This window comes from Streptomyces sp. NPDC005374, assembly GCF_042872225.1.
GTDB lineage: Bacteria > Actinomycetota > Actinomycetes > Streptomycetales > Streptomycetaceae > Streptomyces.
Map to the genome: position 1 here is coordinate 1 of NZ_JBIAKA010000015.1, position 25,649 is coordinate 25,649.

General features: G+C 69.9%; 26 protein-coding genes and 3 pseudogenes. 19 read left to right on the forward strand and 10 right to left on the reverse strand.

Translation table 11 applies throughout. The features are described from left to right. Positions 1-114 precede the first annotated feature (114 nt). The 3 genes from ACFYRX_RS32675 to ACFYRX_RS32685 form a co-directional block, all read right to left on the reverse strand. A protein-coding gene (locus ACFYRX_RS32675; protein WP_389107550.1) for an IS5 family transposase occupies positions 115-1,070 on the reverse strand; the annotation gives its coding sequence in 2 pieces (ribosomal slippage) (positions 115-711 and positions 714-1,070; 954 coding nt in all). A 68-nt stretch (positions 1,071-1,138) separates the two neighbouring features. Then, on the reverse strand, positions 1,139-1,780 hold the full coding sequence (locus tag ACFYRX_RS32680; protein ID WP_389107553.1) for a hypothetical protein: 642 nt from the start codon (positions 1,778-1,780) through the stop codon (positions 1,139-1,141). Between the two features lie 122 nt (positions 1,781-1,902). Further along, a complete protein-coding gene (locus ACFYRX_RS32685; protein ID WP_389107556.1) occupies positions 1,903-2,325 on the reverse strand; it encodes a Tn3 family transposase in 423 nt (140 codons plus the stop codon). Positions 2,326-2,447: 122 nt separating this feature from the next. On the opposite strand from ACFYRX_RS32685, the gene ACFYRX_RS32690 reads away from it, so the two are divergent. The 6 genes and pseudogenes from ACFYRX_RS32690 (at position 2,448) to ACFYRX_RS32715 (ending at position 6,902) form a co-directional block, all read left to right on the forward strand. Continuing rightward, the gene (locus ACFYRX_RS32690) at positions 2,448-2,834 is read left to right on the forward strand and encodes a hypothetical protein (RefSeq protein WP_389107559.1); all 387 of its coding nucleotides are present in this window, start codon (positions 2,448-2,450) and stop codon (positions 2,832-2,834) included. Between the two features lie 36 nt (positions 2,835-2,870). After that, positions 2,871-3,242 carry a hypothetical protein gene (locus tag ACFYRX_RS32695; RefSeq protein ID WP_389107561.1) on the forward strand — a complete coding sequence of 124 codons (372 nt, stop codon included), beginning with the start codon at positions 2,871-2,873 and terminating at the stop codon, positions 3,240-3,242. A gap of 1,022 nt (positions 3,243-4,264) precedes the next feature. Next, entirely contained in the window at positions 4,265-5,470 is a 1,206-nt protein-coding gene (locus tag ACFYRX_RS32700; RefSeq protein WP_389107564.1) for a hypothetical protein, read from the forward strand. Positions 5,471-5,817: 347 nt separating this feature from the next. Continuing rightward, a complete protein-coding gene (locus ACFYRX_RS32705) occupies positions 5,818-6,408 on the forward strand; it encodes a hypothetical protein (RefSeq protein ID WP_389107567.1) in 591 nt (196 codons plus the stop codon). 123 nt (positions 6,409-6,531) lie between these two features. Then, a pseudogene (locus ACFYRX_RS32710) lies at positions 6,532-6,681 on the forward strand (helix-turn-helix domain-containing protein); the annotation flags it as partial. Positions 6,682-6,695: 14 nt separating this feature from the next. After that, the gene (locus ACFYRX_RS32715; RefSeq protein WP_389107568.1) at positions 6,696-6,902 is read left to right on the forward strand and encodes a hypothetical protein; all 207 of its coding nucleotides are present in this window, start codon (positions 6,696-6,698) and stop codon (positions 6,900-6,902) included. A gap of 146 nt (positions 6,903-7,048) precedes the next feature. Here the strand turns inward: ACFYRX_RS32715 and ACFYRX_RS32720 are convergent, their stop codons facing one another. Together ACFYRX_RS32720 and ACFYRX_RS32725 are read right to left on the reverse strand one after the other, a co-directional pair. Beyond that, positions 7,049-7,621 carry a hypothetical protein gene (locus tag ACFYRX_RS32720; protein ID WP_389107570.1) on the reverse strand — a complete coding sequence of 191 codons (573 nt, stop codon included), beginning with the start codon at positions 7,619-7,621 and terminating at the stop codon, positions 7,049-7,051. Positions 7,622-7,814: 193 nt separating this feature from the next. Beyond that, on the reverse strand, positions 7,815-8,696 hold the full coding sequence (locus ACFYRX_RS32725; RefSeq protein WP_389107573.1) for a DUF6292 family protein: 882 nt from the start codon (positions 8,694-8,696) through the stop codon (positions 7,815-7,817). Positions 8,697-8,975: 279 nt separating this feature from the next. Here ACFYRX_RS32725 and ACFYRX_RS32730 point away from each other — a divergent pair, with 279 nt between their 5' ends. The 6 genes from ACFYRX_RS32730 (at position 8,976) to ACFYRX_RS32755 (ending at position 13,576) form a co-directional block, all read left to right on the forward strand. Beyond that, a complete protein-coding gene (locus ACFYRX_RS32730; protein ID WP_389107576.1) occupies positions 8,976-9,812 on the forward strand; it encodes an alpha/beta fold hydrolase in 837 nt (278 codons plus the stop codon). Beyond that, entirely contained in the window at positions 9,805-10,425 is a 621-nt protein-coding gene (locus tag ACFYRX_RS32735) for a TetR-like C-terminal domain-containing protein (protein WP_389107578.1), read from the forward strand. Before ACFYRX_RS32730 ends, ACFYRX_RS32735 begins: the two co-directional genes overlap by 8 nt. A gap of 99 nt (positions 10,426-10,524) precedes the next feature. Continuing rightward, positions 10,525-10,977 (forward strand): SRPBCC family protein, encoded by a 453-nt coding sequence (locus ACFYRX_RS32740; RefSeq protein WP_389107581.1) that lies wholly within the window; start codon positions 10,525-10,527, stop codon positions 10,975-10,977. A 572-nt stretch (positions 10,978-11,549) separates the two neighbouring features. Continuing rightward, on the forward strand, positions 11,550-12,215 hold the full coding sequence (locus ACFYRX_RS32745) for an IS4 family transposase (RefSeq protein WP_389107583.1): 666 nt from the start codon (positions 11,550-11,552) through the stop codon (positions 12,213-12,215). 61 nt (positions 12,216-12,276) lie between these two features. Beyond that, complete coding sequence (locus ACFYRX_RS32750) at positions 12,277-12,645, forward strand: transposase (RefSeq protein ID WP_389107584.1); 369 nt, start codon at positions 12,277-12,279, stop codon at positions 12,643-12,645. Positions 12,646-13,258: 613 nt separating this feature from the next. Next, positions 13,259-13,576, forward strand: a complete 318-nt coding sequence (locus tag ACFYRX_RS32755) for a hypothetical protein (protein ID WP_389107587.1) — start codon at positions 13,259-13,261, stop codon at positions 13,574-13,576. Positions 13,577-13,754: 178 nt separating this feature from the next. Here ACFYRX_RS32755 and def read toward each other — a convergent pair whose 3' ends face one another. Further along, positions 13,755-14,297: a peptide deformylase gene (def, locus tag ACFYRX_RS32760; protein WP_389107589.1), complete on the reverse strand. Its 543-nt coding sequence runs from the start codon at positions 14,295-14,297 to the stop codon at positions 13,755-13,757. Between the two features lie 140 nt (positions 14,298-14,437). Between def and ACFYRX_RS32765 the strand changes: the two genes are divergently transcribed. The 3 genes from ACFYRX_RS32765 to ACFYRX_RS32775 are packed head-to-tail and all read left to right on the forward strand — an operon-like array spanning position 14,438 to position 16,888. Then, the gene (locus tag ACFYRX_RS32765) at positions 14,438-15,328 is read left to right on the forward strand and encodes a transposase (protein WP_389107592.1); all 891 of its coding nucleotides are present in this window, start codon (positions 14,438-14,440) and stop codon (positions 15,326-15,328) included. Next, positions 15,315-15,962, forward strand: a complete 648-nt coding sequence (locus tag ACFYRX_RS32770; protein ID WP_389107595.1) for an RNA polymerase sigma factor — start codon at positions 15,315-15,317, stop codon at positions 15,960-15,962. The genes ACFYRX_RS32765 and ACFYRX_RS32770 overlap by 14 nt, the downstream gene beginning before the upstream one ends. Further along, complete coding sequence (locus tag ACFYRX_RS32775) at positions 15,959-16,888, forward strand: hypothetical protein (RefSeq protein ID WP_389107598.1); 930 nt, start codon at positions 15,959-15,961, stop codon at positions 16,886-16,888. Before ACFYRX_RS32770 ends, ACFYRX_RS32775 begins: the two co-directional genes overlap by 4 nt. Before the next feature lie 83 nt (positions 16,889-16,971). Here the strand turns inward: ACFYRX_RS32775 and ACFYRX_RS32780 are convergent, their stop codons facing one another. The 3 genes from ACFYRX_RS32780 to ACFYRX_RS32790 all read right to left on the reverse strand — a co-directional run bounded on the left by ACFYRX_RS32780 (position 16,972) and on the right by ACFYRX_RS32790 (position 18,850). After that, positions 16,972-17,217, reverse strand: a complete 246-nt coding sequence (locus ACFYRX_RS32780) for a hypothetical protein (protein ID WP_389107601.1) — start codon at positions 17,215-17,217, stop codon at positions 16,972-16,974. Positions 17,218-17,484: 267 nt separating this feature from the next. Continuing rightward, positions 17,485-18,186 carry a hypothetical protein gene (locus tag ACFYRX_RS32785; protein ID WP_389108114.1) on the reverse strand — a complete coding sequence of 234 codons (702 nt, stop codon included), beginning with the start codon at positions 18,184-18,186 and terminating at the stop codon, positions 17,485-17,487. A gap of 202 nt (positions 18,187-18,388) precedes the next feature. Beyond that, complete coding sequence (locus ACFYRX_RS32790; protein WP_389107604.1) at positions 18,389-18,850, reverse strand: MarR family winged helix-turn-helix transcriptional regulator; 462 nt, start codon at positions 18,848-18,850, stop codon at positions 18,389-18,391. Positions 18,851-18,914: 64 nt separating this feature from the next. Here ACFYRX_RS32790 and ACFYRX_RS32795 point away from each other — a divergent pair, with 64 nt between their 5' ends. From ACFYRX_RS32795 to ACFYRX_RS32810, 4 genes and pseudogenes are all read left to right on the forward strand, one after another. Then, positions 18,915-19,283, forward strand: a complete 369-nt coding sequence (locus tag ACFYRX_RS32795; protein WP_389107607.1) for a VOC family protein — start codon at positions 18,915-18,917, stop codon at positions 19,281-19,283. A 173-nt stretch (positions 19,284-19,456) separates the two neighbouring features. Continuing rightward, positions 19,457-20,187: pseudogene (locus tag ACFYRX_RS32800) on the forward strand (non-ribosomal peptide synthetase); the annotation flags it as partial. A gap of 753 nt (positions 20,188-20,940) precedes the next feature. Continuing rightward, positions 20,941-22,086, forward strand: a complete 1,146-nt coding sequence (locus ACFYRX_RS32805; protein ID WP_389107610.1) for an ABC transporter substrate-binding protein — start codon at positions 20,941-20,943, stop codon at positions 22,084-22,086. Between the two features lie 443 nt (positions 22,087-22,529). Continuing rightward, a pseudogene (locus ACFYRX_RS32810) lies at positions 22,530-22,829 on the forward strand (histidine kinase); the annotation flags it as partial. Between the two features lie 258 nt (positions 22,830-23,087). Here the strand turns inward: ACFYRX_RS32810 and ACFYRX_RS32815 are convergent. Next, on the reverse strand, positions 23,088-25,646 hold the full coding sequence (locus tag ACFYRX_RS32815) for an FtsX-like permease family protein (RefSeq protein ID WP_389107613.1): 2,559 nt from the start codon (positions 25,644-25,646) through the stop codon (positions 23,088-23,090). Positions 25,647-25,649: the final 3 nt, after the last annotated feature.

The following is a 25,649-nucleotide window of genomic DNA, read 5'->3' on the forward strand; positions in this document are numbered from 1 at the left end:
CGCACTCCAAGACCTGCTGAGGTGCTGGACCGGCACCTGCAGCACCTGCGGCCGCCCCCTCACCACCAGCAGAACCAGAACCTAACGAAGCACTATTAGGACTTGTCCGGCCGATCATGCGCGGAGCCAGATGACGAGGGCTGCGGCAGTAGCGGTCCCGAGGAAGATGTAGCCGCGCTTGTCGTAGCGGGTGGCCACCGCCCGGTGCTGCTTCAGCCGGTTGATCGCCCGCTCGACGGTGTTGCGCTTCTTGTAGCGGTCCTCGTCGAAGCCGGGCGGCCGTCCGCCGCGTGAGCCTTTGCGTAGGCGGGCGGCCTGGCTGTCGGTCTTCTCCGGGATGGTGTGCCGGATGCCCCGGCGCCGCAGGTACTCACGGCACGGCCCATTGCTGTAGGCCCTGTCCGCCGCGAGACTGTCAGGATTCTTCCGCGGCCTGCCCGGCCCGATCCTCGGGACACGGATCTTCTCCAACACCGGCTCGAACTGCGTGCAGTCCGCCTGCTGTCCCGGTGTGACGCTCAGGGACGGCGGGCGGTAGCGGCCGTCCGCGCTCAGATGGAGCTTGCTGGTGAACCCACCGCGTGAGCGGCCCAGGCCCTCACCTCCAGCCCCACCTCCGCCAGGCGGGCGACGAGGCTCTGCCACCGCGTCTCGCCCTGGTGTTCTGCTGCTGCGGCCCCCTTTGAGGCGGGAGCCGGCGGCGGATCGGTGCGGGCGCCGGCCGCATGCTGATGCGCGCGGACGACGGTGGAGTCGACCGAGATGTCCCAGTCGATCTCACCCGCCGCGTCGGCTGCGGCCTGGACCTGCTGTAGCAGTACCTCCCAAGTGCCGTCGGCCGACCATAGTCGGTGGCGCTCATAGACGGTTTTCCACGGACCGAACCGTGCCGGCAGGTCACGCCACCGCACACCGGTTCGCACCCGGTGCAGAATCCCGTCGATCACCTGACGGTGATCTCGCCATCTGCCACAACGCCCGTTGCTCACAGGCAGGAACGGCCGCAGCTGTTCCCACTCGGCATCGCTCAGATCACCCCGCCCCGTGCCCCAGAGGAACGACTCGCACACGGAGTAGTCACATGATCAGCTGGACGGCGACAAGCTTTCCGGCCTCGCCGCCGGGGCCCGCGTGATCATCAGTTGGACCAACTGGGAGTCCCCAGTGCGCGGCCCGCGAGCCAGGCAGCGATCCGCTTCTGCAACTCCTTGTCGGCGCGGGGATAGTCCCAATGTGCGTACCACTCCAGGTCTTGCAGGATGTTCTCAGAGTGGGCCGGGTGGGCCACCGCCCTCACGTCGACACCGATCTCGCCCGTCGAGCAGCTGATGTACACGCTGCTGTCGAGCGCCATCATGCCGAAACCCGGGTGGCCCGCACGTATGCCGAGGAACGCCGATGCCGCACCCCGGCCCATGATGTCCCAGCGGTCGAGGAGCCGGACCCGGGTCCAGACCGGCGATGGAGTATGGCGGCCATAATGCAAGTGCTCCTTCGGCAGGAGAGCATGGTGCGTGTGGATGCCGTGGGGAAGCAGGACGAGGAACTCGCGCTGGTGGTCGAGAAGGCCCGAGGAGACCGCCAGGTCGTACCAGTCCTCGTTGAGACGCTGGACGAGCCGTGGGGTTTCGTATGGGTGGGAGAAGCCGCCGACGATGTCCTCAGGCCTGTCTCCGGAGACGAACGGCATCGTGCCGTCCGGCACGGCGTCCGGGATCACCTCGAGGCCGGCCCGCCGCAGCGGCCGGTACATCTTGCGTTCACGCTCCTGGACACCCACCGGTCACTGTTTTACCAGGGCCAGCGCGCCAAGAATCCTCCGGCCCAACGCTTCCTTGTGTCCCTCCCGACCTCCCGGATCAGACCGATACAGGACCAGCCACATGATCGGCCGGACAGACCCTAGCTGGGCATCGTCGCGGTGGGCTCAGGGAAACGCGTCCGGGACACGGTGATCGATAGCCCCAAGTCGAGCCTCTTGTCCATGTCGAGGCGGAACGTGCCGTACGGGTTGGTGTTCGACCAGAACAGCGCGGTCAGCCCACGCCGGTCCTTGTCGCTCAGCTTCTTCGCCCAGGCGGGCTCGGCGAGGACCTGCTGAAGCAGCAGTGTGTTGATGTGTACGAGGCTCGACTGGAGCAGGTGCAGGGCGTGCATCGATGTCTCGGCGTGCTCTTTGTCCGGTTGCAGGGCTGGGCAGTCCGTAGTCTCCTCGGCACCCTCACGGTCCCGGGGGCGACGGTGCGGCCACGGTCGTCGCTCACGGTCCGGTGACCATCGCCAGTGCACCACGCGACTTCTCCTGGGCGCCGCTTGGTACAGCACGGCCGTGCCTCCGCACCGCCAAGGTTTCCATCAGCTTCGAAATGATTGCTTCGGCCTCACCTGTGGCGTGAACGTGTGCCCAGGTCCTGCCCACTCCTGCAGCACATCCTGGAGCTCGTGACATGCATATACGCAAGACCCTTGCTGCCCTGTTCAGCGTGGCGGCGCTGGCACTGGCACTCGGCACCACCGCAACACCGAGCGCCTCGGCGGCCTCCGGCTGCTGGTACAGCGGCAGCCACTGGTGGTGCAACAACCGCGTGGGTGCTCCGGTCTACGGTTACAAGGACCTCGCCCGGTTCTACCCCGACTCCAGCCGCATCGTCGGCTACATGTACTCCAATCCCAGCTGGTTCGACTGCCGTTACGACGGAGGTCAGCCCGACGAGTACGTGGGCGGTCCGCACCCGTACCGCTGGGAGTGGACCGAGGCCGACAACGGCGAGTGGGGCTGGATGAAGGACACCGCCATCAGCAGCGAGACCAACCCGCTTCCGGCCTGTTGGTAGACAGTCGACCGCGCACGCAGACCCAAGGGGAGAAACATGAAGTTCGGCAAGCTTGCTCTGACAACCGTAGCAACCGCCGTACTCTCCGCCGCACTCACGGTGACAGCGGCACCGTCCTCGTCCGCGGCCTCCGGCTGCTGGTACTCCAACAGCGAATGGTGGTGCAACAACGTGCGCGGTGCCGCCGTCTACGAGCCCGCGCCGACCAACGGGTACCCGCACGCTGATGTGGTCGTCGGCTACATGTACTCCAACCCGAGCTGGTTCCGCTGCCGCCGCGACGACGGCCCCTACGTCGGCGGGCCGCACCCGTACCGCTGGGTGTTCACCGAGGCCGACAACGGCGAGTGGGGCTACATGAAGGACACCTCCATCTACAGCGAGACGAACCCGCTGCCCGTGTGCTGACGATGACCAAGATCCTCGGCCCCGCCCCCATGCCGGTCGGCCGGCTCGTTCATCCGAATGACCGCGACGACCGGCGCAGGGCTGCCACCCACGACGCGTACCGCAGGCCCGCCTCAAAGATCACCTCCGGGAGCTCGCCGAGCGGTACCTGCCGCCGCCGAGCGTGTCGTTGATTCCGGCTGCCTCCTCCCGGCGCGGATCGTGGGGGCCCAGCGAGTGCACGGCTGACTCTTCCTGGCCTGGCTGCCACCAGCCACAGCAGACAGACCAAGGCCCGTTCGGGCTTCGGGCGGTCAGCCGGTGCGGGCACGTTCAAACAGCAGTCGGCCGGCCGCGAGCGCGTCATCCAGGTAGGTGTCGATACGGGCGGCGTCGGCACTCTGCGGCAGCGGGTCCACCCCGAGCAGAGGACTGCTTCGCCGTTTCGGGCGACCAGCTCGGGCAGCGAGGCGGTGATCCAGGCCCGCTCCCGGGCGACCGCCAAGAGCCGCCTGCACACGGCGGTCCGGGCCCTGCGCGCCTGCCTGCACGTCCAGGGCCGGCGGGCAGAAAACCACAGCTTGCGGTCAACGCCGAAGAAGCTCATGAGCACCTGGTCGCCGACGCAGCAGCCACCGCTCGAACTCGGGAACCGGCTTCTGGGGGCCGGTCAGACCGCCGAGGCTGTCGGAGCCGGCGCATCCGGGCCTCGACCGCACCGGTGGCGTCAGGGCCGACGAAGGCCGGGAGTTGGTGATCAGGATGTGCGCGACCTCGCTGGCCTTACCACAAGCGCGCCCCACAAGATCATTCGCCGAGGCTAGTCAGCACCGGACGCCGACCGCCCTCTCGTGTGGCAGGCGGTGGCCAGTCCCGAGAACGGGATCGACCGGTGCGGACCCATTGACCCCTGGCGGACGACGCGCTTTCATCTCGTGCATCCTCGTGAGCCTTTTGCGCCGGGCCAGGGGCACGGGGTACGGGGGGCGGCGGTGGCCGTCCCCGGCCGAAGGGGGAGCCACCAGATGAGACCTTCCTTACGCATGTCCATGACCGCTGTCCTAGCGACTGCCGTCGCCTGTCTCTCCTGGCCGGCCGGGGCGGCCGACGCCGATCAGGTCCCGCGCACCGAACGGATCAGCGTGGCCCCTGACGGCACCGGCGGCAACCACCACTCGGTACAGCCGGTGGTCAGCGCGGACGGACGCGTGGTGGCCTTCCAGTCGTCGGCGAGCAACCTGGTGCCCGGTACGGACGTGCCGAACAGCATCTTCTACCGCACGGCTCCCGGCGCACCGCTGCAGCGTGTCGTGGTGCCGGGTGAGACGACATCGACGCCACAGCTGTCCGAGTCGGGGCGCTACCTGACCTTCAACTCGTACTCAACCCCGACCGGGGCGTCGTCCGTGCACGTCATGGACCTGCAGACCGGCCAGGCTCAACGCCTGGCACCCGCGATGGACGAGGGCTACCACGTGTCCTACGGCGTCGCCCCGATCAGCGCCGGTGGCCGCTACGTCGCCTTCGTCGCCCGGCCCACCACCGACGAGAACGGCGCCTACGCCTGCCGGGTCATGCTCCTGGACCGCCGGACGCAGCAGGTCCGGCGGGTCAGCCGGCCCTCGGACGGCTCGAAGAACTTCCACCAGTGCCAGCAGCTCTCGATGAGCGCCGACGGCCGCAAGGTCGCCTATCTGGAGGGATACTCCGGGCCGGCTGACGACGATCAGGGCGACATCCTGGTGTACGACCGCGTGACCGGAAAAACCGTACAGGCCGATGCCACCCATGACGGTGCGACGGCCGACATGTCGGCCGTCGGTCCGGTACTGAGTCCCGACGGTTCCAAGGTCGGTTTCAACTCACGGGCCACCAACCTGGTTTCGCAGGCCGATCCGAACGGCGGCTGGAACGCCTTCGTCCGTGACCTGCGCACCGGCACGCTGCAGCGGTACGACGGCCACTCCCCCACGGATCTCACCTTGGTGTCGGACCTGTCGGTGCACGGCTCGAAGCTGCTGTTGAACACCGCCGACGCGGATGGCAGGTCGCTGGGGCTGGTCCTGCGCGATCTGCGGACCGGACACGAGGAGTTGCTGTCACCGGGACAGGACGGCAAGCCCGTCACCGTGGGACGCGCGGCGCTGAGCGCGGACGAGTCGACGGCCGTATTCGACTCCTACTACCCGGGGCTGGTGCCCGAGGACACGAACCTTATCGGGGACGTGTTCGTCCGCACCCTGCGCTGAACCGCCGGCGAGTGCGCGGCGGCCTCATTCAGCGCGAGGCCGTAGGGGATGCCGGCGAGCGCGGCCAGTAGCGGCCGGTGCCTTTCCACGACCTTGTCCGCGAGGGTCTCCTGGCACGGCGCGCACTTCGACCGGCAGGCACCCACCAGCCGAGCCGCGACCTCCAGATCGCTCTCCCTCAGCTCGTACGGTGCCCGTTCGCGCACCGCCACGTCGACGGCCGCATGCCGGTGCACCCGCCCCGTCGACACCGAAGCCCGAGACGACCAGACCACTGCTGGTAGATCGCGCGCTCGCTGAGAAACAAGGGTCAGGGGTCGAAAGTGGTCCAGGACGGAGGCTTTTGTATGCGTGGGGTGCATGAGGTCGCGGAGGCCGTCGATGACGGCATGCCCGACGACCGGTCGGCGCGGATCCAGCGGGACGCGGCCCGGGTCAGCGAACTGGCGGTGGACGGCTTCGAGGGGCGGGCCTACCAGGTGTTCGAGGATGAGCTGATCCGGGAGGCGTGGCCGGTCCTGCGCGGCATGCTCCGCGCGGGCACGCTCGCCCGGATCGCGCTGAAGTGGTGCGCGGAGCGGGGCCGGCCTTTCTGGATCGGCCCCGACGACTACGCCCTGCTGCGCTCCGACGCCGACGCTCGTGACGAGATCCTCTTCGAGGTGGTGCTGCGGGCTCGGGTGTCGTTCCGGCTCAAGGCGCTGGTCGCGGGCGGGTGGAACCCCAACCACAAGAAGGAACGGGGCGCCAGCTGCCTGACCACGTACTTCGTGGGCCAGTGCATCTGGGAGTTCCGCCGGGTGTACACGAGGTGGGCGAAGAACCGCCAGGAGTGGGCCCAGATGCACGCGCTGTACGACGGGTCGGAGGAGGCCGCGCACGCGAACCCGGGGCTCTTCGGCCCGCTCCTGGAGGCCGGCTCTCTCTCCGAGCCCTAGGTGTTCTGTCCCAGGAGGTTGTGGACGGGTGAGGCAAGTCTCGGCTGAGGGATCTTGAACAGGTGAGGGCCTTCCGGGTTCGGTGTGGATTGCGACATCTCCACCGAACGACGAAAGGCCCTCGTGCCTCACGGTAATGCACCCCTGACCGAGACCGGACGGCTGCGTCTGGCCCGCTGCGTCGTCAACGACGGCTGGACCCCGCGCCGGGCCGCCGAACGCTTCCAGGTCTCACCGACCACGGCCCAGCGGTGGGCCGGCCGCTACCGCGAGCAGCGGGGTGCCGCGTGACTGTCCAGCCGCTGATGTCCCTGATGCTTGTGTCGTGCATGTGCATCCTCTTCTCCGCCGTCGCCAGCCTCATCGGGTTCGACATCGCCCGCTTGGTCCAGGCCCCGGTGAACAGGGCGATCGTCTGGGGAAGCGTCGTGGCCTTGAGCGTCATGACGCTGTGCGTCGCCGTGCTGGCGATCGTCATGCCGTTGCTGGCGTGACCGTCCGTCCACATGCGTGAGCGCGGACGGGCTGCACAGCCGCACTGTGCAGCCCGTCGCTCTGCGACCGGCCCCGTGCCCGACCACCGGAGATCAGCTGCGCCTCGTGGCCGACCGTGATCGCCGCGAAGGGAACAGGGGCGCCCTCAGGCGCCCTTGACGAAGATGCGCCCCGTCTGATCGGTCCAGGCCTGCAGGCGCAGCGTCTGGTCGTGGGACGCGGCACCGCTGACGCCGACCGTCATACCGGCCGCCCCGACCGCGCCGCCGGCGGCGGTGGCCGCCGTGCCCCCGGTGAAGACGGCCGCCCCGGCCGCGATCATGGGGATGCCGATGATGGCGCCGATGATCGTGACGGTCAGGAGCACCCCGAAGACGATCATTCCGATACCGGCCAGCACTCCCACAAGACCAGCCCCGCCCACCGCCGCGCCCGCGGCGACACCGGTCGCACCCACCCCGACGGCCGCCGCGCCATCGGCGTACTGAACCCGGGCCAGGAGCACCGCCCCGGGCATGCGGTGGACCTGGGTCCAGCCCAGCGCCGTCATGTAGCCGACGAACCGGGTCAGCTCCACTTCCTGTTGCTCAAGGTCGATGGGCTTGCCGTAGCCGGGGAACACCTCGCGGGCGGGCGTTTCCGCACCCCATTGCGGTGCCTTCCACAGTGGAGTGCTCGCCGCCTCCGGCAGCTGGGCTCTGTGCGCGCGGTCACTCATGGCTCTGCTCTCCGCCCGGACCACCCCTCACCTCCCATTACACACCCGGCCCGCACACCTCACACGGCAGCGGCCCAGTAGGGTCCCAGGCGGACCCGCCTCCCGCGGGGTGCCCTGTGCCAACAGGGCTCACGGACCGGCGAGTTCCTGCCGGAGCGGTCGGGGCGGGCGTCGGCGAGGTCGAAGGACCGCTTCAGGCCTTCCACGAGGGCGGGCTCGATCCGGTGGAGGCGTACGCTCTCGTCTCGTTCCAGCCACTGGGTTCGGTGGTCGGGAGGGGCGTCTCGGGGTGGCCGGCGAAGTGCGCCTGGATGTCGTCGTGGGTGGCGGTGCCGCCCACCTCGACCAGGCGGCGCAGGACGGCGCGGGCGCGGGGCATGACGGCGGCGATGCTGTCGAACAGCATCCGCTCCGTCCAGCCCTGCCCGAGATCCTCACCGGCCAGCGTCTCCGGGCCAGGTCGGGGCTCGTGGGTGGGCACGTCGGGCCAACTGCTGGTGACGGCGGCGGGGTTGAGGCCGTAGGCGGCCTGGACGGCCGCGATCGCCTGCTCGTACGAGTCGGTCTGCGTGTCGATAGTCAGCTGCACACCCTCCCCCTCCATCTCTCTGTTCTCCGTGCCCGTCCCGGTCCCCTCGCCGGGCCACTGGCGCCCGAGAGGGGGCAGTCCGAGGCGGGCGCGCCGGAAGTCGTTCGCGGCGACCCGCACGTCACCCGCGCCTTCCCACTGCTGCCCGTGCTCCGTTTCGGTGAACCGGCGGAAGCGTACGAGGTGTTCGGCGACGTCGGCCACCGCCTCGGGGGCGGGCATGGGCGTACGGAGCGGGGTGAGGACGGTGTAGAAGTGGACGTCGAACTGGCTCAGCCCGGCCAGGGCGTAGAACCAGCCCTGGCGTTCCTGCCAGTGCAGTTGGAGGCCGTCGCGGCCGCCGGTCCGGCTGACGTCCCACGTCATCACCGTGTACATGGTCAGGCCGCGGTCGAGGCTGGTGCGGCTGGCCCGGACCGTGCCCGGCGGGATGCCCCGTGCGGTAAGGGCGTCGTCGACAGCCTGGGCATAGGGCCAGTACGGCAACCCCTTTGGCGTCGACGAACGCCGGGCGGGTCAAGGAGCACGGCCGATACATCCAATGGCGCCGCCCCTGCACGATGTGAGGTGCTTGGGCGCTCCAGCCTGGAACGTCGCGGTGATGAGGGCCCCCGTGGTTCTCACGGAAAAACGACACTACGCCGTGCGGCACCCACTGCTCTGGGCTCGGCCTCCGATCGAGCGCGGCTGAGTGTGTTGTTGACCCCCATGGCTAATGTGACTAGTCTTTAGCTAACAACATTAGCCAACTTGTTGGGGGACGGCATGACCGAGCACCTGAGAATCGGCAAGAACACCATCGCCTTCGACGTGACCGGGGAAGGTCCCCTGGTCGTGCTGGCGCACGGCATCGGCGACAGCCGGCACTCCTACCGCTTCCTCGTTCCCGGCCTGGTGGCCGCCGGTTACCGGGTCGCGAACGTCGACATCCGCGGGTGCGGCGAGTCCAGCCTCGGCTGGGACGGTTACAGCCGCACCGACATCGCCGGAGACCTGGTCGCCGTCGTGCGTCACCTCGGCGGTCCGGCCGTGATCATCGGGCATTCGATCAGCGGCGGCGCCGCGACCATCGCGGCCGCCACCGCGCCCGACGTGATCAGCGCAGTGATCGAGCTGGCCCCGTTCACCCGTGCGCAGCCGGTCGACCTGGGCGGGCTGATCCGGGTCAAGCGCTTCCGGACCGGGTACATGCGGATGGTGCAGGTCATCGTCCGGGGGCGCGTGGCGGACTGGAAGAAGTACCTCGACGTGGCCTACCCGGCCAAGCCCGCCGACTGGAACGGCGAACTGGCCCGCATCGAGGCCACGCTGAGTGAGCCCGGCCGGATGAAGGCCCTGCAGGACATGTGCAAGTCCAAGCCCGCCGACGCCGGCGCCCAGCTCGCCCACGTCACCTGCCCGGTCCTGATCGTCGAAGGCAGCCTGGACCCCGACTGGGCCGACCCCCGCGCCGAAGGGGAGAAGATCATCGCCGACCTGCCCGCCGGCCTCGGCGAGCTCGTCGTGATCGACGGCGCCGGCCACTACCCGCACGCCCAGACCCCCGACCAGGTCCTCGCGCTGGCTCTGCCGTTCCTGGCCAAGGCGGTTTCCGGTGCCTAGGGCCGGACTCACCGCCGCGGCGGTCACCGAAGCCGCCGCCGCCCTGGTCGACGAGGTCGGATTCGACCAGCTCGGCATGGGACTGGTCGCCGAACGGCTCGGGGTCAAGACCCCCTCGCTGTACAAGCACGTCACCGGTCAGACCGACCTCGCCCACCGGATCGCCATCCTGGCCATGAACCAGTGCGCCGACGCCATCCGCGACGCCATCCAGGGCCGGTCCGGCACCGAAGCCCTGGTCCGCGGCGCACAGGCGATGCGGACGTTCGTCAAGGACCACCACGGCCGATACGCCGCAGCCAACGCCGCCCGCCCGACGGGACCCGACGACCCCCTCATCGACGCCCTCAACCGGGTGGTCGACTCTTGGGCGGCCATGCTGCACGGCTACCGGATCGACCCCGACCAGCAGATCCACGCGCTGCGGATGCTGCGCACCGTCCTGCACGGATACGCGTCCCTGGAAGCAGCCGGCGGGTTCCGGTTCGCCACCGACATCGACGACAGCTTCACCTGGATGATCGACTTCATCGACCACGGCCTGCGGGAGACCACGGCCACCAGCACCCACAGCGCCCCCTCCCACAGGGCCGCGCCGGGCGGGACGCTCTGACCCGCCGCGGACCGCGCCCCACGCCGTTCCCCGGCCCCACCGGCCACCGGTGGACCACCCGCTCGCCGAACCCCCGCCCCTATCCTTCACCAGCCAGAAATGGAAACCACCATGAAGCCGGTCCTCACAGCAGTCGTCGACATCGACGCCACCCCGCAAGCGGTGTGGGACGTCCTCACCGACTTCGCCGCCTACGGCGAGTGGAGCACCTTCTCCGCGGCCGAGGGAACCGCCCACGTGGGAAGCCGCCTCACGATGCGCATGCCCGGCATGACCTTCAGGCCCACGGTCACCGTCGCGACGCCCGGCCAGGAACTGCGGTGGGTCGGCACACTCGGCATCAAGCAGCTGTTCCACGGCCGGCACTCCTTCATCCTTTCCCCCAACCACGACGGCACCACCCGCCTGACCAACCACGAGGAATTCTCCGGCGCCCTGGTCACCCTGATCCGGCCCTTCCTCAGAACACCCAAAAAAGACGGGTACGCCGCCTTCAACACCGGCCTCAAGCAACGGGTGGAAGCCCACACCGAGCTCGCGCCGGATGCGTGAAATGCCGGTGGTCGCGGGAGTCGGGATGGCCGCACACCTACGGCACCAGCACGCGGGCGGCTCGGCGAGCACGGTCGGCGACACCCTCCACGAGTTCCCCCAGCCCCTCGCCCCAGGGAAGCCTCACGTGGAAGAAGACCGCCACGTCACTACACCCTGCCGAGCACAGGCCGTACAAACGCCTGCTGCCTCAACCGACTGGACGATCGGCGTCTCAACGTCAGGTGGCCAGCCAGTTCACTGCCCTGGGCCCTCAGGAATCCGCGACGCTGTCGGCTTCTCAAGGGGCCGATCCCAACACGGACGTCGGCCCCGAGGCGGGACAGGGCGCGCACTCGCAAGGCCTCGCCCAGGCGGCGCGCGTCCACACCGTAATGCGGCAACGCACCTCTGAGTTCCAGCAGGGCCACGGTCGCCGGCAGGGCCTAACCGCAATGCCGTTGCAATAGCTCGCGGGCGTAGGCTGCTGTGCAGTCCTCCCGGGGGTGGTGCGGGTGTCTGCGGACGTCGGTGAGTTATCGGGTTTGGGGCTGCTGACCTGGGTGTATCGGCCTGGGTTGGTGGATCGTGTGGTGGCGGCTTGCGGTCGCGCGGAGCAGCGCAGACGCCTGCTGCCCGCCCGGCTGGTGGTGTACTTCGTGCTCGCCCTTGCCCTGTTCTCGCCGGCGCCGTATCTGGAGGTGATGCGGCACCTGGTCGAGGGCCTGCGCGGTCAGGGGCTGCTGGGTGAGTGGCGCATCCCGGCGAAGTCGTCGCTGTTCCGAGCCTGCCAGCGGCTGGGTGCGGAGCCGCTGCGGGTGCTGTTCGCCACGACCGCGAAGCCGATGGGCACCCAGGCCACCCCGGGCTGTTTCTGGCGCGGGCTGCGGCTTTTGGCGGTGGACGGCACCTGCTGGGACGTCGCCGACAGTGTGGCCAACGAGGCCGCCTTCGGCCGCCCCGGAAACAGCCGCGGCCAGGACAAGTCCTCCTTTCCCCAGGTGCGGATGGCCTGCCTGGTCGAGGTGGGCACCCACCTCGTCCTCGATGCCGAGCTGGCGGGCTGCCGCACCGGGGAAGTCACCCTGGTAAGCCGCCTGCCCCGCTCCTGCGGGCCCGGTGAACTGGTCCTGGCCGACCGGGAGTTTCTCGGCGTGCCGTTGTGGCGGGCCTTCACCGCCAGCGGTGCCGATCTGCTGTGGCGGGTCCCGGCCAACCGGATCCTGCCCGTCGAGCGGCAGCTGCGGGACGGATCCTAGCTCTCCTGCATCCACGCTCACACCGATCCCGGGCACCGTGATCCGGTCACGGGTGCGGGTGGTGGCCTATCAGCTGCACGGCACCGGTCGTGAGGATGGGGACTACCGGCTGGTGACCAGCCTGCTCGATGCCCGCCGTCATCCCGCCCGCCAGCTGGCCGCGCTCTACCAGGAGCGCTGGGAGGCGGAGGCTGTCTTCGCCGAGCTCAAGACCCATCAGCGCGGCGCCCGCACCGTGCTGAGCAGCAAGACGCCCGACGGCGTGCTGCAACAGATCTGGGCGCACCTGCTGGTCCACCACGCGCTGCGTGAGTTGATGGTGAGAACCGCCGTCACCCGCGGCCTGGACCCCGACCGGGTCTCCTTCACCGAAACCCTGCGCTCCGCCCGGCGCAGCGTGACCCTCACACCGGGCAGCTTTTCCCCCTGAGCTGCTGGTCAAAGCCCTCGTCTGGCTCCAGCACGACCTTCTGGAGCGTCTCTTGCCACCCAGACGGCTGCGCAGCCAGCCCCGCGCCGTCAAACGCAAGATGTCCAACTACCGGCTCAAACGGGCCGAACACCACGCCTGGCCCCAGCCCACCGCCACCGGCACCCGAGCCATCCGCATCCAACGACCCCAACCCGCAGACCCATAAAGCAACAGCATTGCAACTAAAGCGCATGCTGGATGTTGTCGTCGACGGACTCAGGTCCCGCTCATGAGCTAACCCGTGCGCGATACCGCCGAGAACACCGGCCAGCACGCGAGTTCCCCTTTCCGCGGGACCGAGATTCTGCGAACCTGCGCGCTTCCGCGTTCGATCTGCTGCGGCTGTCCGGGACCGACACGACCGGATGGCCCCATCGGCGGCGCAGGGCCGCCCTGGAGTCCATGTTCGCCGTCCGCCGGCTCATCGCGCCCTGGGTGCTGTGCCCGTCGATCACCGACCCCCACACCGTGCGCGAGTGGCTGACATGGGCCTCGGTCGGGATGGAGGGGCGTGGTCTTCAAAAGGTTGGACGATGCCTACCGGCCTTCGCGGGGCTGGCAGAAATACAAAGTGCGCGAGACCACGGAGGCGATCGGCGCAGTCACCGGCTCCCTGACGGCTTTCCGCAGTCTGCTGCTCGGCAGGTACAACGACAACGGGCGCCTGCAGTACACCGGCCGCGAGACATTGAGCGTCACGCTCGTGGACCCCGAGCTGGTGGTGGAAGTCGGCGTCGATGTCGCCCGCGACGCCTCTGGCCGGTGGCACCACCCGGCACGTCTGCACCGCATTCGAGCCGAGATGCATCCGATGCAAGTGCCGAAGTTCGGAGAATCGGACGAACCGCCAGCTGAAGGCGGTGCTCGGAGGCAACTCTGGCGTTGCTGAGCTGGCTCTTCAGGGAAACCGGCATCGTGACGCCTCGATGTTGGATTCAATGCAAGGCTGGCGCGTTGTACGGCACAGCTGTTGCGACGATCGCTGGAATCCGCCGCCCAAGACGCCGCGGTCAGCAGACAGACGTGCGGAAAGCGACGCTGAGCCGCTTTCCGCACGGTCGGCCGTTCTACTGGTGTGGTGACTGTCTGATCTTTGCCATGACATCCTCGTCGAACCAGTCGGCCGCGCGCAGCGTGGCCATCCACCGCTCCCGCATCTCAGGGGTCAGCCTGTCGATGAACATCACACCATCCAGGTGATCAGTCTCGTGCTGGATACAGCGGGCCAGCATCCCGTCCCCGACGACCTGGACCGGGTCGCCCTGCATGGTGAAGCCCTTCGCCACGACGTTCATCCGACGCCTGGTGTCCAGGTATACGCCGGGGATGGACAGGCATCCCTCTATGCCGTCCTGTTCCTCCTCGTCCGGGAAGTCCACGACGGGATTGACCAGATGGTCCAGATCGCCGTCCGACAACTTGGGGCTCCAGACGAACACACGGAGCCCGACACCGAGCTGGGGCGCGGCAAGCCCGGCCCCCTGGCTGTCGCTCAGCGTCTCGCGCAGGTCGCCCACTAATGTGCGCAGTTCGGCATCGAAGTCGGTTATCGGCTTGGCCGGCTCCCGCAGAACCGGGTCACCGAGTTTCCTGATCGACACAACCGTCATGTGAACCTCTTCTTATCGAACGGACACCGTACGTGTCCGATCACTGTCACTGGCCCCACAGTAGGCCCGCCGGACTCTCTCACAGAGCCTCTGCCAACGGCCGCCCTGGGGACTCACCGGCCCAGCTCGCCACCGTCTGCGTGCTGCAGTACGCGATGAACCTCTCCGACCGCCAGGCCGCCGAAGCGGTCCGCTGCCGGATCGACTTCAAGTACGCCCTCGGACTGGACCTGGACGATCCCGGCTTCCACTACAGCGTCCTGTCCGCCTTCCGCGACCGGCTCGCCGAAGGCGACCGCGCCAACCGGCTACTGGGCCTCGCACTCACCAGGATCCGACGGGCCGGCCTGCTCAAGGGGCGCGTCACGCAGCGCACCGACTCCACCCACGTCCTGCCCGCCGCACGGGAGTTGACCCGCCTGGAGCTGGTGACCGAGGCGGTCCGCGCCGTGCTCGACGAGGTGGCCCGCGACCCGCCAGAGGTGCTGGATGAGCTGGTCACCGCCGAATGGGCCCAACGCTACGGCCGGCTGGTTCGCCTGCGCTCCAGCCCAGCCACCCCGTCGCCCGCCTGGAGCAAGTGGGCAGCGACGCCCGCGAACCGCTGCAACGCCTTGACGCCCGGTTCCCCGACGCCCCACCCCGGGTACTGCGGGCGAGGCCTCGGGCGACACGGTGGACCGCGTCGGGGGACGCCGGCCCGGCCGGCCCCAGCAGGGCGGCGAGCTCGGCGAGCCGGTCAGGTGAGGCGGGGTGCGGGAACGAAGCTCCAGTTCGCGAAAGTGGTGTTGGGAGTGGCAGGCGCCTCGTGCTCGGTACCCGTGTTGAACATCGGCAAGTTGAAACCACAGATCACTGACCTGGGGTTTTCTGCTGGAACGGGAAGTCGGCGCGCGGAGACGGCAGTTGACGGCAGACGCTACGGAGCGATCGGCTTCGGATGGTCCCGAACGCACCCGGCGTCCGATGACAAGTACAGGGTGAGACCGTCGTCCGGCGGTCGGAAACGGAGATTCGGTGAAACCGGATGAACCGGGCAACCGGCAACCTGGCGGCCTCCGCCACCGCGACAGCGACCAGCACGGCGCCAGTCCTGAACACGGCGACAGCGACGCCCAGTTGACGCGGTCGGCGCACGGCGACACGGCGGCCTTCACTCACCTCGTGAAGACGCACTCGACCGCCCTGCACGGCTACTTTGCCCGGCGCATGCCCGCGGCGGCGGAGGATCTGCTCGCCGAGACCTGGTTGCAGGCGTTCGCCGCCCGGCGCACGTTCGACCCCTCGCGCGGCTCGGCCCGTGGCTGGCTGTTCGGGGTGGCCCACAACGTGCTCGCCCAGTTCCTGCGGCGGGCGGGACGGAAGGAGCCCGCGCCCGGACCGGATGTCACCGACCCCTGGCAGGTGGTGGACCAGCGCCTCGACGCGGCCGCGCTGGCCCCCGCACTGCGCGGGGCGCTGGCCGAACTGCCCGCCGAGGAGCGGGAGGTGCTGCTCCTGATCAGCTGGGAGCAGCTCACCCCGGCCGAGGCCGCCGCGGTCGTGGGCATCCCGGCGGGCACCGCGCGTTCGCGGCTGCACCGGGCCCGGGGCCGACTGCGCGACCGGCTCGCGATGCCCCGCCCCGCCGGACGAAACCTGACCGCGACAGGAGACCTGGCATGACCGCGTACGACGACACTGAGGACAACGGTATGAACGAGCGAGGCGCACTGCTGGACTTCCCCGGTGCCGATGAACTGGCGACGGCGGGGATCGTCGAGCCGCTGTCGGAGCGGGCGTTGGCCCGGGTGCTGGCGGAGGTCGAGGCCGCAGTGGCCACGGAGGGGACGACCGGACCGAAAGCGGGTGCTGTCGCCCTGACGCCGATCCGGCGGGCGTCCGGGCGCCGCCGGGCTCTGATTGGGCTGCTGACCACAGCCGCGGTCGCGACCGGCGTGGTGACGTACGCGAACACCGGCGCGGCCCCGGCGGGCACCGGCACGCACAGCGAGGCGCGTGCGAACGACGCGTCCGTCTTCCTGGACGACATCTCCACGGTGGCCGCCACCCAGTCTGCCACCACGGGGAAGTACTGGAAGATGCGGACGGCGGTCGGGGACGCGTACATCTCGCGGTCCATGGACTACTACGTCGTCAACAACGGCAAGGCCTACAAGAAGGGGCAGCGTCCCGACTGGCAGTTCGGGCCGAAGGACCTCGACTGGAAGGGTCTGGAGCAACTGACCACCGACTCGGCGAAGTTGCTCACGTTGCTGCAGACTCCGCCGAGGCCCAAGAGCATTTCGCCCTTCGACCAGGCGGTCACCCTGCTCACCGACTCCCCGGCGAGTCCGAAACTGCGGGCCGGGGTCTACAAGGCGATGGCCGGTCTGAAGGCCGTCAAGCTGGTCGGCCAGGTCAAGGACAGCACCGGGCGCGGTGGTACCGCAGTGGAGTTCGCGGAGGCCAAGAGTGTCGGCCGGGTGATCATCGACCCGAAGACCAGCGCGATCCTGGAGTACACCTTCACGTGGACGGCGGGGCCCAGCAAGGGCAGGGTCACCCACCAGACGTTCCTGTCGACCGGCTTCACGGACAAGATCGGCTGACGCTGACACGGGAGGCGGGAGGGGAAGGGCGGGAGGGCTGGAGGCGCCCCCGCCTCCCGCCCTTCCGTCCTGACAACCAGGCATCAGGCAGCGAAGCCGCGAGATCTTCCCCCGTGCCTTGCACATATTCGCCCTGCGGCGGCGCAGAGTTCCGTGTCGATCAGGGCGTTCTGTGCCACCTCCGTGGACAGGTCGGATGCTCCGTCGCCCGTTGCCTGCAGGACGACGGTTCGGTGGCCGTCCCCGCTGACGCCGTCCCGGGTGGTGTGGCCGATCAGGTCACCGGCGTGGCTGTAGTAGACGCCGCCGCAGGTCAGCGGGAGCTCCATGAGGCCCAGGCCGTAGCGCGCCGCGCCAGACGGGGTCCAGGGACGCGGCCCGTACGGTCGTCTTCATCTCGGCGAGTTGGGCGGGGCGGACCAGCCTGTCGCCGAGGAGCGCCGAGAAGAAGCGGGTCAGGTAACCCGGTCGTCGCCGAGTCGCTGCTGGACCGGCTGATCAACGCCAGCCACCAGGTGATCATGGACGGCCCCAGTTACCGCCCCGACAAGCGACCGAAGAACCCCACCGCAGACAGGACCTGATCCGCGGATCAACTAACCATGCAGCCAGACCCGCAGCGGACCGACCGCCTCGAAGCCATGGCGGACGGCGGCATCCAGGTCCGCGCCGCGCTCATAGCCGACCACGGGCAGGGTCGGGAACAGCCGGTGCACTGCGTCCAGCACCACCGGCCAGGCCCGGTCAGCGCCGCCCTCCACGGCAAAGACATTGGAGATTCCGACCACATGGTCGTTGCCACTCGCCACCGCCCCAGCGGCCACCAGGCCGTCAGCGGAGCGTCCGACGAGCACGGACGTGGCCGGGTCATCGAGCAATTCGGGCCGGAAGAGGTCCGCGTTACCGTCCCCGTCATCCCAGGCAAGGGCCCAGGCCCGCAGCATGTCCGGGCCGCTGACCACATCCCAGGCGAGATCCGGTGAGGTGGTCGGCGCGCCCGCCGGGCGGTGGATCCACTGCGCGTCGAACAGCACCCTGAAGCCGGCCCCCGTCAGATCGAGGTCGGCGAAACTGTCCTTGACGCAGGCGCCGGAAGCGGCGGTATCGATCCGGTCCACCAACACGGCCGCATCGGTCCCCGGCACCAGCGTCACCGCATCGGGGTAGTACAGCGGCGGCCGGGACGGAACGGCCCAAGCCTGCAACCCGAACTCGCCCGCCAAACCGTGCGATCGGCTCATCGACGCGCACCACTCGGCGTTGTTGCGGGCCGCAGCCCGGATCACGAACTGCTCCATCGCCATCACGACTGCGCATCATGGCCTGTCCCGGCCCGGTCCGTCGAACACTTTCCGTCAGCCACAGGACGGACGCCCCACACACCCGTCCAGATCGCGGGGAATTACGACCGCAGCCCTGGGGAATTACGGGCTCTGACGCTGATCTTGTGACGGCGTCGGATCAGGGCAGGGGCACAGCAAAGTCGTAATCCCGGAGCAGTTACTTCGCCGATGCGGGCGGTTCGGTCAGTGAGGCGATGCACGCGGTGAGCAGGCGCCGCATCTGGTCTTGCTCGCCGGCATCCAGATTGGCCAGCATGTCTTGCTCGACGCGGCGAACCGCGGCGCTGGCCACCTTGAGCTGGCGGCGCCCGCGGGCGGTCAGTTCGGTGGGCAGGGCCCTGCCGACGGGTGCCTGTGCCGGGCGGACGACGAGTCCCTGGCGTTCGAGGGCCTGCAGGAGCACGTTCATCGACTGCCGGGTGACGAAGGTGCCGCGGGCGAGATCGGAGTTGGACAGGCCCGGTCGCTGGGCAAGCAGCTCCAGGCAGGAGTAGTGGGTGATCGTCATGCCCAACGGCCTCAGCACGGCCTCCAGGGCGGAGTGCAGGGCGCTCGCGGCCGCCTTCAGCATGTACCCCAGTGATGTGTCCAGCTCGATTCCGGGCTCACCTTGACTCATGTCAGTAGTCTGACATACATTCCGGCATGTCAGAAGACTGACATGCCTTGAGGAGGTAAGAATCGTGGCCGTTACCGGACCCGACTTCATTTCACTGCAGGTGCGCGACCTGGAGCGCTCTGCCGTTTTCTACGAGCAGTACCTGGGGCTGAAGCGCTCTGACGCAGGACCGCCGCACGCTGTCGTGTTCGACACCAAGCCGATCGCGTTCGCCGTCCGCGACGTCGTCGCGGGCGTCAACCTGGACGCGATCGCGCAACCGGGCCAGGGAATGGCGCTGTGGCTGCACGCCCCCGACGCGCAGGACATCCACGACGCCCTCGCCGCCGCCGGCACGACGATCGTCTCAGCACCCGTTGACGGGCCGTTCGGCCGCACTTTCACGTTCGCGGACCCCGACGGCTACCAGGTGACCCTCCACGACCGCGGCTGAGCGGGGGCGTCCTGGTCCTCGGCGCGGCAGGCGCCCTGAACAGGCTTCTCACAACGGCAGTTATGAACCGTTCCGGGTTCGGTAGCAGGGCTTCGGCGTAGTTGTGTGACGTCTGTTTTGTGATCACGTGAGGCCGAGGAGTGCGAGGGGGCGGCGAGGGTCGCGGGCACCCGGCCGGCCGGCTCCTGCCACCCGGTGTCGCGGGCGAGATCTGCGTCGGCGGCGCCGGAGTCGCACAGGGCTACTCGGCCGGACCGACCTCACGGCACAGCGGTTCGTCCCCGACCCCGTCACCAGCGCCACCATGTACCGCAGCGGCGACCTCGGCCGCCTGCGACCCGACGGCCGCCTCGAACACCTGGGACGCATCGACAACCAGGTCAAGATCCGCGGCTTCCGCATCGAACTCGACGAGATCCGCTCCGTCCTGCTGGAGGACCCGGACGTGCGCACGGCTGATGTCGTGGTCCGCCGCGATACCCCGGCCGAGGCCGCCACCGCCAGGATCGACGCCTACGTGACTCTGTCCTCCGGCGGCGACCCGGCAGCCGTCCGCAAACGAGCCGCGAACATCCTGCCCGAGCACATGCTCCCCACTACCGTCACGGCCCTGGACACACTCCCCCTGACGACCAACGGCAAACTCGACCCGAAGAAGCTCCCCGCACCCACCGCTCTCCGGCAGCAGGCCTGGAACATCGCCCCAGCCACCCACGTCGACGACGACCTCACCGACACGCTGACAAAGATCTGGACCGAGGTGCTGGGAGTGCCCGTCGGCCCCGACGACGACTTCTTCGAGTTCGGCGGCAACTCATTGTTCGCCGTCCGCATCGGCGCCGCGATGCGGACGCGCGGCCTGCCTGCACTACGACTGCGGGAGTTGTACCGCCGTCCGACCATCCCCAACCTCATGCCCCCCGAACAACCGACCGAGCGAGACCTGACTCGAAGTCATCGATGCCGCCAAGTCCGTGGCCAAGATGAGGGCCCCGCGCGACAAGGACACCACCGATGCCCTCCGCGAACGCCGCGGCCGACGCGAACTGGTCCCGGAGGTTGACCGGCAGTCCGTCAGCCAGGGACGCACCGAGCTCTCGGCCCAGGACGGCTTGCGACGATGACGGCCGCATGAAGCGGGCCGGCCTGCCGGTCGCCGGGACGGCGGTGCCGCTCACGCCCTGGAGGGCCGCGACGGCATCGTGCACCCAGCCGCCGTCCCAGGGGTCGGGGAGCGGCACCGCGATCCGCTGAACACCGGCGATCGCGTCCCTCCCCAACGCGAGCGAGAGCCCGCTCAGAACCTCGTGGCAGTTCAGGTGGCGGGCGACCTCAACGCCTGGTGGGCAGACCTCGTCGAGCACGATGTCGCCGACGAAATTGCCAGGGTCGACGAGCCACCTTCCTCCGGCCCCTCAGCCAGGGCATACCAGAACCCGAGACCCCGTCGCCGACGGCGAGGACATGCGTACCGAAAAATCCAGCGGAACAACGAAACTGCTCGCGCCCTTCCGACGGCAGCCACCGTGACCGTTCAACCGAACGATTGAACCCGGAGGCAGCCTTCGGATGACGCGGAACAACGCCGTTCATCGGCAGGATTGGTGCGCCGCCTCGTACGGAATCCGGCGGCGGAACCAGCAGGAGGACCCCCACGATGCCCAGTAACTTCAGCAGGCGGCGGCTGCTCACCACCGGAGCCGGTGTCGCTCTCGGCGGTGCTGCCGCGGCCGTCGCGACCAACGCTCAGGCGGCTGACCCCGTCGGCGCCCCGCTGGCGGGTGTCCGCGAGGAGACTCGCTCCCTCGACGAGCTCTACGAGGCGGCCATCGCCGAAGGCGGCAAGCTCGTCCTCTACCAGGGCGGGGACGTCGACAGCCAGGCAGCCGGGCTACGGACCGACTGGGCCGCCCGCTTCCCGAAGATCCCGCTGACGGTCTCCGTGGACTACAGCAAGTACCACGACGTCCGCGTGGACAACCAGCTCGCGACCGACACCCTGGTCCCCGACGTCGTCCAGCTGCAGACGCTCCAGGACTTCACCCGCTGGAAGCGCGAGGGCAAACTGCTGCGCTACAAGCCCGCGGGCTTCTCACAGATCCACAAGGGCTTCAAGGACCCGGACGGCGCGTGGACGGCGCTGTTCGTCATCGCCTTCAGCTTCATGTACGACACCCAGGCGGCCGGGGCGAACGCGCCCAGGACGCCACTGGACCTCCTCGACGAGCACTGGAAGGGCGCCATCGCCTCCTCCTACCCGAACGACGACGACGCGGTGCTGTACCTCTACTCCCTCTACCAGCAGAAGTACGGCTGGGACTGGGTGGCGAAGTTCGCAGCGCAGCAGCCCCAGTTCGCCCGGGGCACGAACACCCCGGGCGCCGCGGTCAACGGCAAGACGAAGACCATCGGAGTGGGCGCGGGGGGCAGCGCGGTCTCCACGTCGACAACGGTGAAGTGGGTCCTGCCGACCGGCGACCATCCCTTCATGGCCTGGGGGCAGCGGGCCGCGATCCTGAAGAAGGCGGCGCACCCCGCCGCCGCCAAGCTGTACGTGAACTGGCAGCTCTCCGAGGAGCGCCAGGCGGCCAGCCGCAACGGCTGGTCGGTACGGACGGACGTCACGCCGTACGCCGGCCTGAAGCCGGTGTGGGAGATCCCGAACGCCCACGTCGACGGCTTCCCCAGGTTCATGGAGGACCGCGCCGCGGCCGAGCGGCTGCGGCAGACGTTCTCCCTCTACTTCGGCGAGGTCAAGGGTGACCCGTCGCCGGGCTGGCCCGGTCTGCACCCGGGGAGCTGACGTCGGAGCGGGCACGGCACCACCGGGGCGTTCACAGCGATCAAACAGGTCACGGTTTACACTTCTTGACCTGTTGTCACCTTCGCCCGGCCCGCCCCAGGCAGCCGTAGCCGTGCCCGTCACCGCGCTCGCCGTACGCCGGCCATTCCGGCTCCGCACGGAATCTCCCACACCTGGTGTTCCTGGTCGCCGTGGCCGGCACCCTCGTGCGGCTCTTCGAGCTGAACCACGAGCTGTGCCGGCACATCGCGCCGCCCACGGCCGCGCCGGCCCTGCTGTACGTGGCCGGGCCGGCCTGGTGGGAGCGGCTGGAGCGCTGGGCGCGACCGGCCTGGCTCGGTTTCCTCCTGCTGCTGTGGTCCTGGGTGGCCCGGAACCTCCCGGCACAGCTCACCTTCGGGTACGCGTGGCCGGCCGTACCGCTCGCCGTCCTGGCACTGCGCATGCCCACTCGCGCGGCACGGGCCACGGCGCTCGGTGTCCTCACCGCACTGCTGGTCTCGGCCCTTCAGCGAGCCGACGGCGGCTTCGACCCCGATGTGCCAGCGCCACCGGCCGCCCTGTGGGCGACCGTACTCCTCTACCGCGCCCAGGAGCGCCCGACCCGCGAACTCGCCATCACGCGGAGCGAGTTGGCGCGACAGCAGCGAAAGGCCGGGCGGCTCGCAGAGCGAGCCCGCATCGCACGGGACCTGCACGACACACTCGCCCAGGAACTCTCGGGCAGCCGCATGCTGCTCCAGGCCGCCGACCGGGACTGGGACCGCCGCCCCGGCGTCGCCCGACGTCAGGTGGGTGCGGTTGTCCGGGCCGATCCGGCGCCGGACCGCGCGGATGCCGGTAAGCGTCCCTTCGCTCTTCTCCGGCTCGATCGGCGTCTCCGGGGTGGACTCCAGCGTGTGGTTCTGCGGAGAGCGCCCCGGCCGCTGACGAGGGATTCGGGGAGGGCAGAGGGGAGATGTCCGCAGAATTCATCGGCGGTGGCGATGCCAGGTGGATCCTCACGTCGCCCGGATCGCGTCCGCCGGGGCCGTGCGCAGGGCCTGGCGGGTGGGGAGTTCGATCGTGAGGAAGGCCGTCCCCGCGATCGTCGCCGCGACGGCGGGCAGCAGCCAGGCCGGGCCTGCCGGCCAGGGGCGGCCCAGGAAGCCCTGGCCGAGGAGGGCGAGCGGGAGGGCGGACAGGAGCAGGCCGCAGACGAGCGCCACCACGGCGATCACGGCCGCCTCGCGGCGCATCATCGCCCGGATCTGCCGCGGCGTCGTGCCGACCAGGCGCAGCGCTGCGATCTCGGTTCGGCGCTGGGCCGTAGCCGCGACCAGCTTGTTGGCGATGCTGAGGAGGAGGTAGCCGAGGAGGACGACGATCGTCGCGAGGTTGATCCACACCTCGGGCGGAGTGTCCTGCTTGCCGCCGGAGGCCGGTCCGGACGTGTTCTCCAGGGCCAGGCCCGGGCGGGACGCCGTCAGATCGGCCAGTGCGCGCGCCGCCGTCGCCGTGCCGTCCGTGCGGACGAGGAGGCTCTGGGTGAGGCCGGAGGTGGTGTGGCCGGCCACGAGATCCCCGGAGACGATCAGTGATCCGAAGCCGAGGCCCCTGTCGTACACGGCCGCCACCCGCGCCTCGGTACGCGTGCCGTCGCCGAGGACCAGCCGGATCCGCTCGCCGAGTCCTGCGTCCCGCGAACCGGCGACCTCGCTGCTCACGGCGACCGTGGCGCCCGTAAGGCCGGCCAGCCCGCCCTTCCGCACCCCGAGGTCGAGGACCCCGGCCGCGTCCGGCGTGGCGATCAGTGCCGGCAGCGACTCCACATCGGGGTCGCCGAACATCTCGTACGGCCAGACGACGGTCGTCGAGCCGACGGGTGCGGCCGTCCGCACTCCGGGCAGCTTGCGTACGGCGTCCCGCGTGCCGGCCGGCAGGCCGCCGAGGGCCGGTGCGCTCAGCCGGTACTGGGCGAGCGTGCCGGTGCGGGTCTCCTGCGCGGTCGCCGCGAGGACGGTGCTCTGCGCGAGGGTGTAGGTCAGGACGAACACGACCGCCATCGCCAGCGGGCTGACCACTGCGGCGACCCGCAGCGCGTACGCCCGTACGTTGGCCAGGGCGAGCCAGGTCGGCGCGGACGCCGTGGGCCGCAGCCGGCGTACGGCGGCCGCCCCGGCCGTGCGGATCAGGGCCGGGCCGCACAAGGCCAGGCCGATCGCGGCGACGATCCCGGCGATGGAGGTGGCCGACGCGCCGATCACCGTGCGGGTCAGCAGCGGGGTGACGGACAGCGCGCACGCGGCGGCGATCAGCAGAACCCCGGTGAGGGTACGGCCCGTCGACGTCTTGCGCGGTTCGCTGCGGGACTCGGCGACAGCCTCCGTCGCGGGCATCCGGGAGGTGCGCCAGGCCGCGCCCCGGGCGGAGATCTGCACGGTCAGCGCGAGCAGGAGGACGGTAGCGGCGGCGGGCAACGGGCTGACGGTCAGCGGGAGTTCGGGGGGCAGGACGCCTCGGTCGGCGAGCATGTCGTGGAAGCGGCCCGCAAGGAGGTAGCCGAGAGCCACACCGGGAGCCAGGGCCACGGCGGCCACCACGGAGGACTGCGCGGCGGCCAGCTGGCGGATCTGCCGCGGACTCGCCCCGACCGCCCGCATCAGCGCCAGGTCGCGGCGCTGCCCGGCAATCGACACACCCAGCGCGCCCGCCGTGACGAACCCGGTGATCAGCAGCACGATCCCGCCGAGCGAACCGGCGAGCAGGATCAGCAGCGAGCGGGCCGAGCCGACGCCCGGCGCCACACTCTCGCCGATGTCCGCGCCGGTGCGGACCCTCAGCCCGGTACCGGCCAGCCGGTCGCGCACCGCGTCGGCGACCCGCTCACCGGCTCCGGGCTCGGTGCGCAGGCCGATCAGGTCGTAGCGGTGCGCGGCGTCGCGGCCCGCGAGACGCAGGGCCGTGGCGTCGGCGAAGTACACGCCCGCGCCCGGTGCGTCGACCACCGCGGTGACGCGATAGCCGACAGCGGGGCGGCCGCCCGCGACGACCTGGACCCGGTCCCCGGTGCGCAGACCGGTCGCGGCGGGGACGGCGATCTCGTCCGCCCCCGCCGGCGCCCGGCCGTTGACGCGCGGGTGGGCCAGCAGTTGGGTGGAGGACCAGCCGTGTCCGGCCGCCGCGGGGTCGTCGTCGGTCGGTACGACCCCTCCCCCGGCGTCGACCAGCGCGGCCGGGAAGCCGAGGTCGCCGACCACGACCGTCACCCCGGGCACGCCGGAGAGCCGGCCGGTCAGCGACGCCGGGATGCGGGCGCGCTCGGGCAGGGCGAGCGGCAGGTCGCCGTCCGGGTGGTACTCCTGGTCGGCCGCGACGACGATGTCCGCGCCGCCGAGTCGGCCAGGCGGCAGCTGTGAGCGCAGCCCGGACTCGGCCAGCACACCGGTGGCGGTGATCAGGGCGGCCCCGCCGAGTACCGCGCACACCACGGCGAGCAGCGCGGTGATGCGGTGCGCGGCCATACGCAGGGCGATCGGGAAGAGGGGCAGGCGGGAAGGGGTGCGGAAGTGCTCGGACATGGG

Bases quoted from the DNA above. Each gene is read 5' to 3' on its own strand.
- ACFYRX_RS32690 (WP_389107559.1), top strand. From the start codon at position 2,448: ATGCATATACGCAAGACCCTTGCTGCCCTGTTCAGCGTGGCGGCGCTG.
- ACFYRX_RS32695 (WP_389107561.1), top strand. From the start codon at position 2,871: ATGAAGTTCGGCAAGCTTGCTCTGACAACCGTAGCAACCGCCGTACTC.
- ACFYRX_RS32700 (WP_389107564.1), top strand. From the start codon at position 4,265: ATGTCCATGACCGCTGTCCTAGCGACTGCCGTCGCCTGTCTCTCCTGG.
- ACFYRX_RS32705 (WP_389107567.1), top strand. From the start codon at position 5,818: ATGCGTGGGGTGCATGAGGTCGCGGAGGCCGTCGATGACGGCATGCCC.
- ACFYRX_RS32720 (WP_389107570.1), bottom strand. From the start codon at position 7,621: ATGAGTGACCGCGCGCACAGAGCCCAGCTGCCGGAGGCGGCGAGCACT.
- ACFYRX_RS32730 (WP_389107576.1), top strand. From the start codon at position 8,976: ATGACCGAGCACCTGAGAATCGGCAAGAACACCATCGCCTTCGACGTG.
- ACFYRX_RS32740 (WP_389107581.1), top strand. From the start codon at position 10,525: ATGGAAACCACCATGAAGCCGGTCCTCACAGCAGTCGTCGACATCGAC.
- def (WP_389107589.1), bottom strand. From the start codon at position 14,297: ATGACGGTTGTGTCGATCAGGAAACTCGGTGACCCGGTTCTGCGGGAG.
- ACFYRX_RS32775 (WP_389107598.1), top strand. From the start codon at position 15,959: ATGACCGCGTACGACGACACTGAGGACAACGGTATGAACGAGCGAGGC.
- ACFYRX_RS32780 (WP_389107601.1), bottom strand. From the start codon at position 17,217: ATGGAGCTCCCGCTGACCTGCGGCGGCGTCTACTACAGCCACGCCGGT.
- ACFYRX_RS32785 (WP_389108114.1), bottom strand. From the start codon at position 18,186: ATGGAGCAGTTCGTGATCCGGGCTGCGGCCCGCAACAACGCCGAGTGG.
- ACFYRX_RS32790 (WP_389107604.1), bottom strand. From the start codon at position 18,850: ATGAGTCAAGGTGAGCCCGGAATCGAGCTGGACACATCACTGGGGTAC.
- ACFYRX_RS32805 (WP_389107610.1), top strand. From the start codon at position 20,941: ATGCCCAGTAACTTCAGCAGGCGGCGGCTGCTCACCACCGGAGCCGGT.
- ACFYRX_RS32815 (WP_389107613.1), bottom strand. From the start codon at position 25,646: ATGTCCGAGCACTTCCGCACCCCTTCCCGCCTGCCCCTCTTCCCGATC.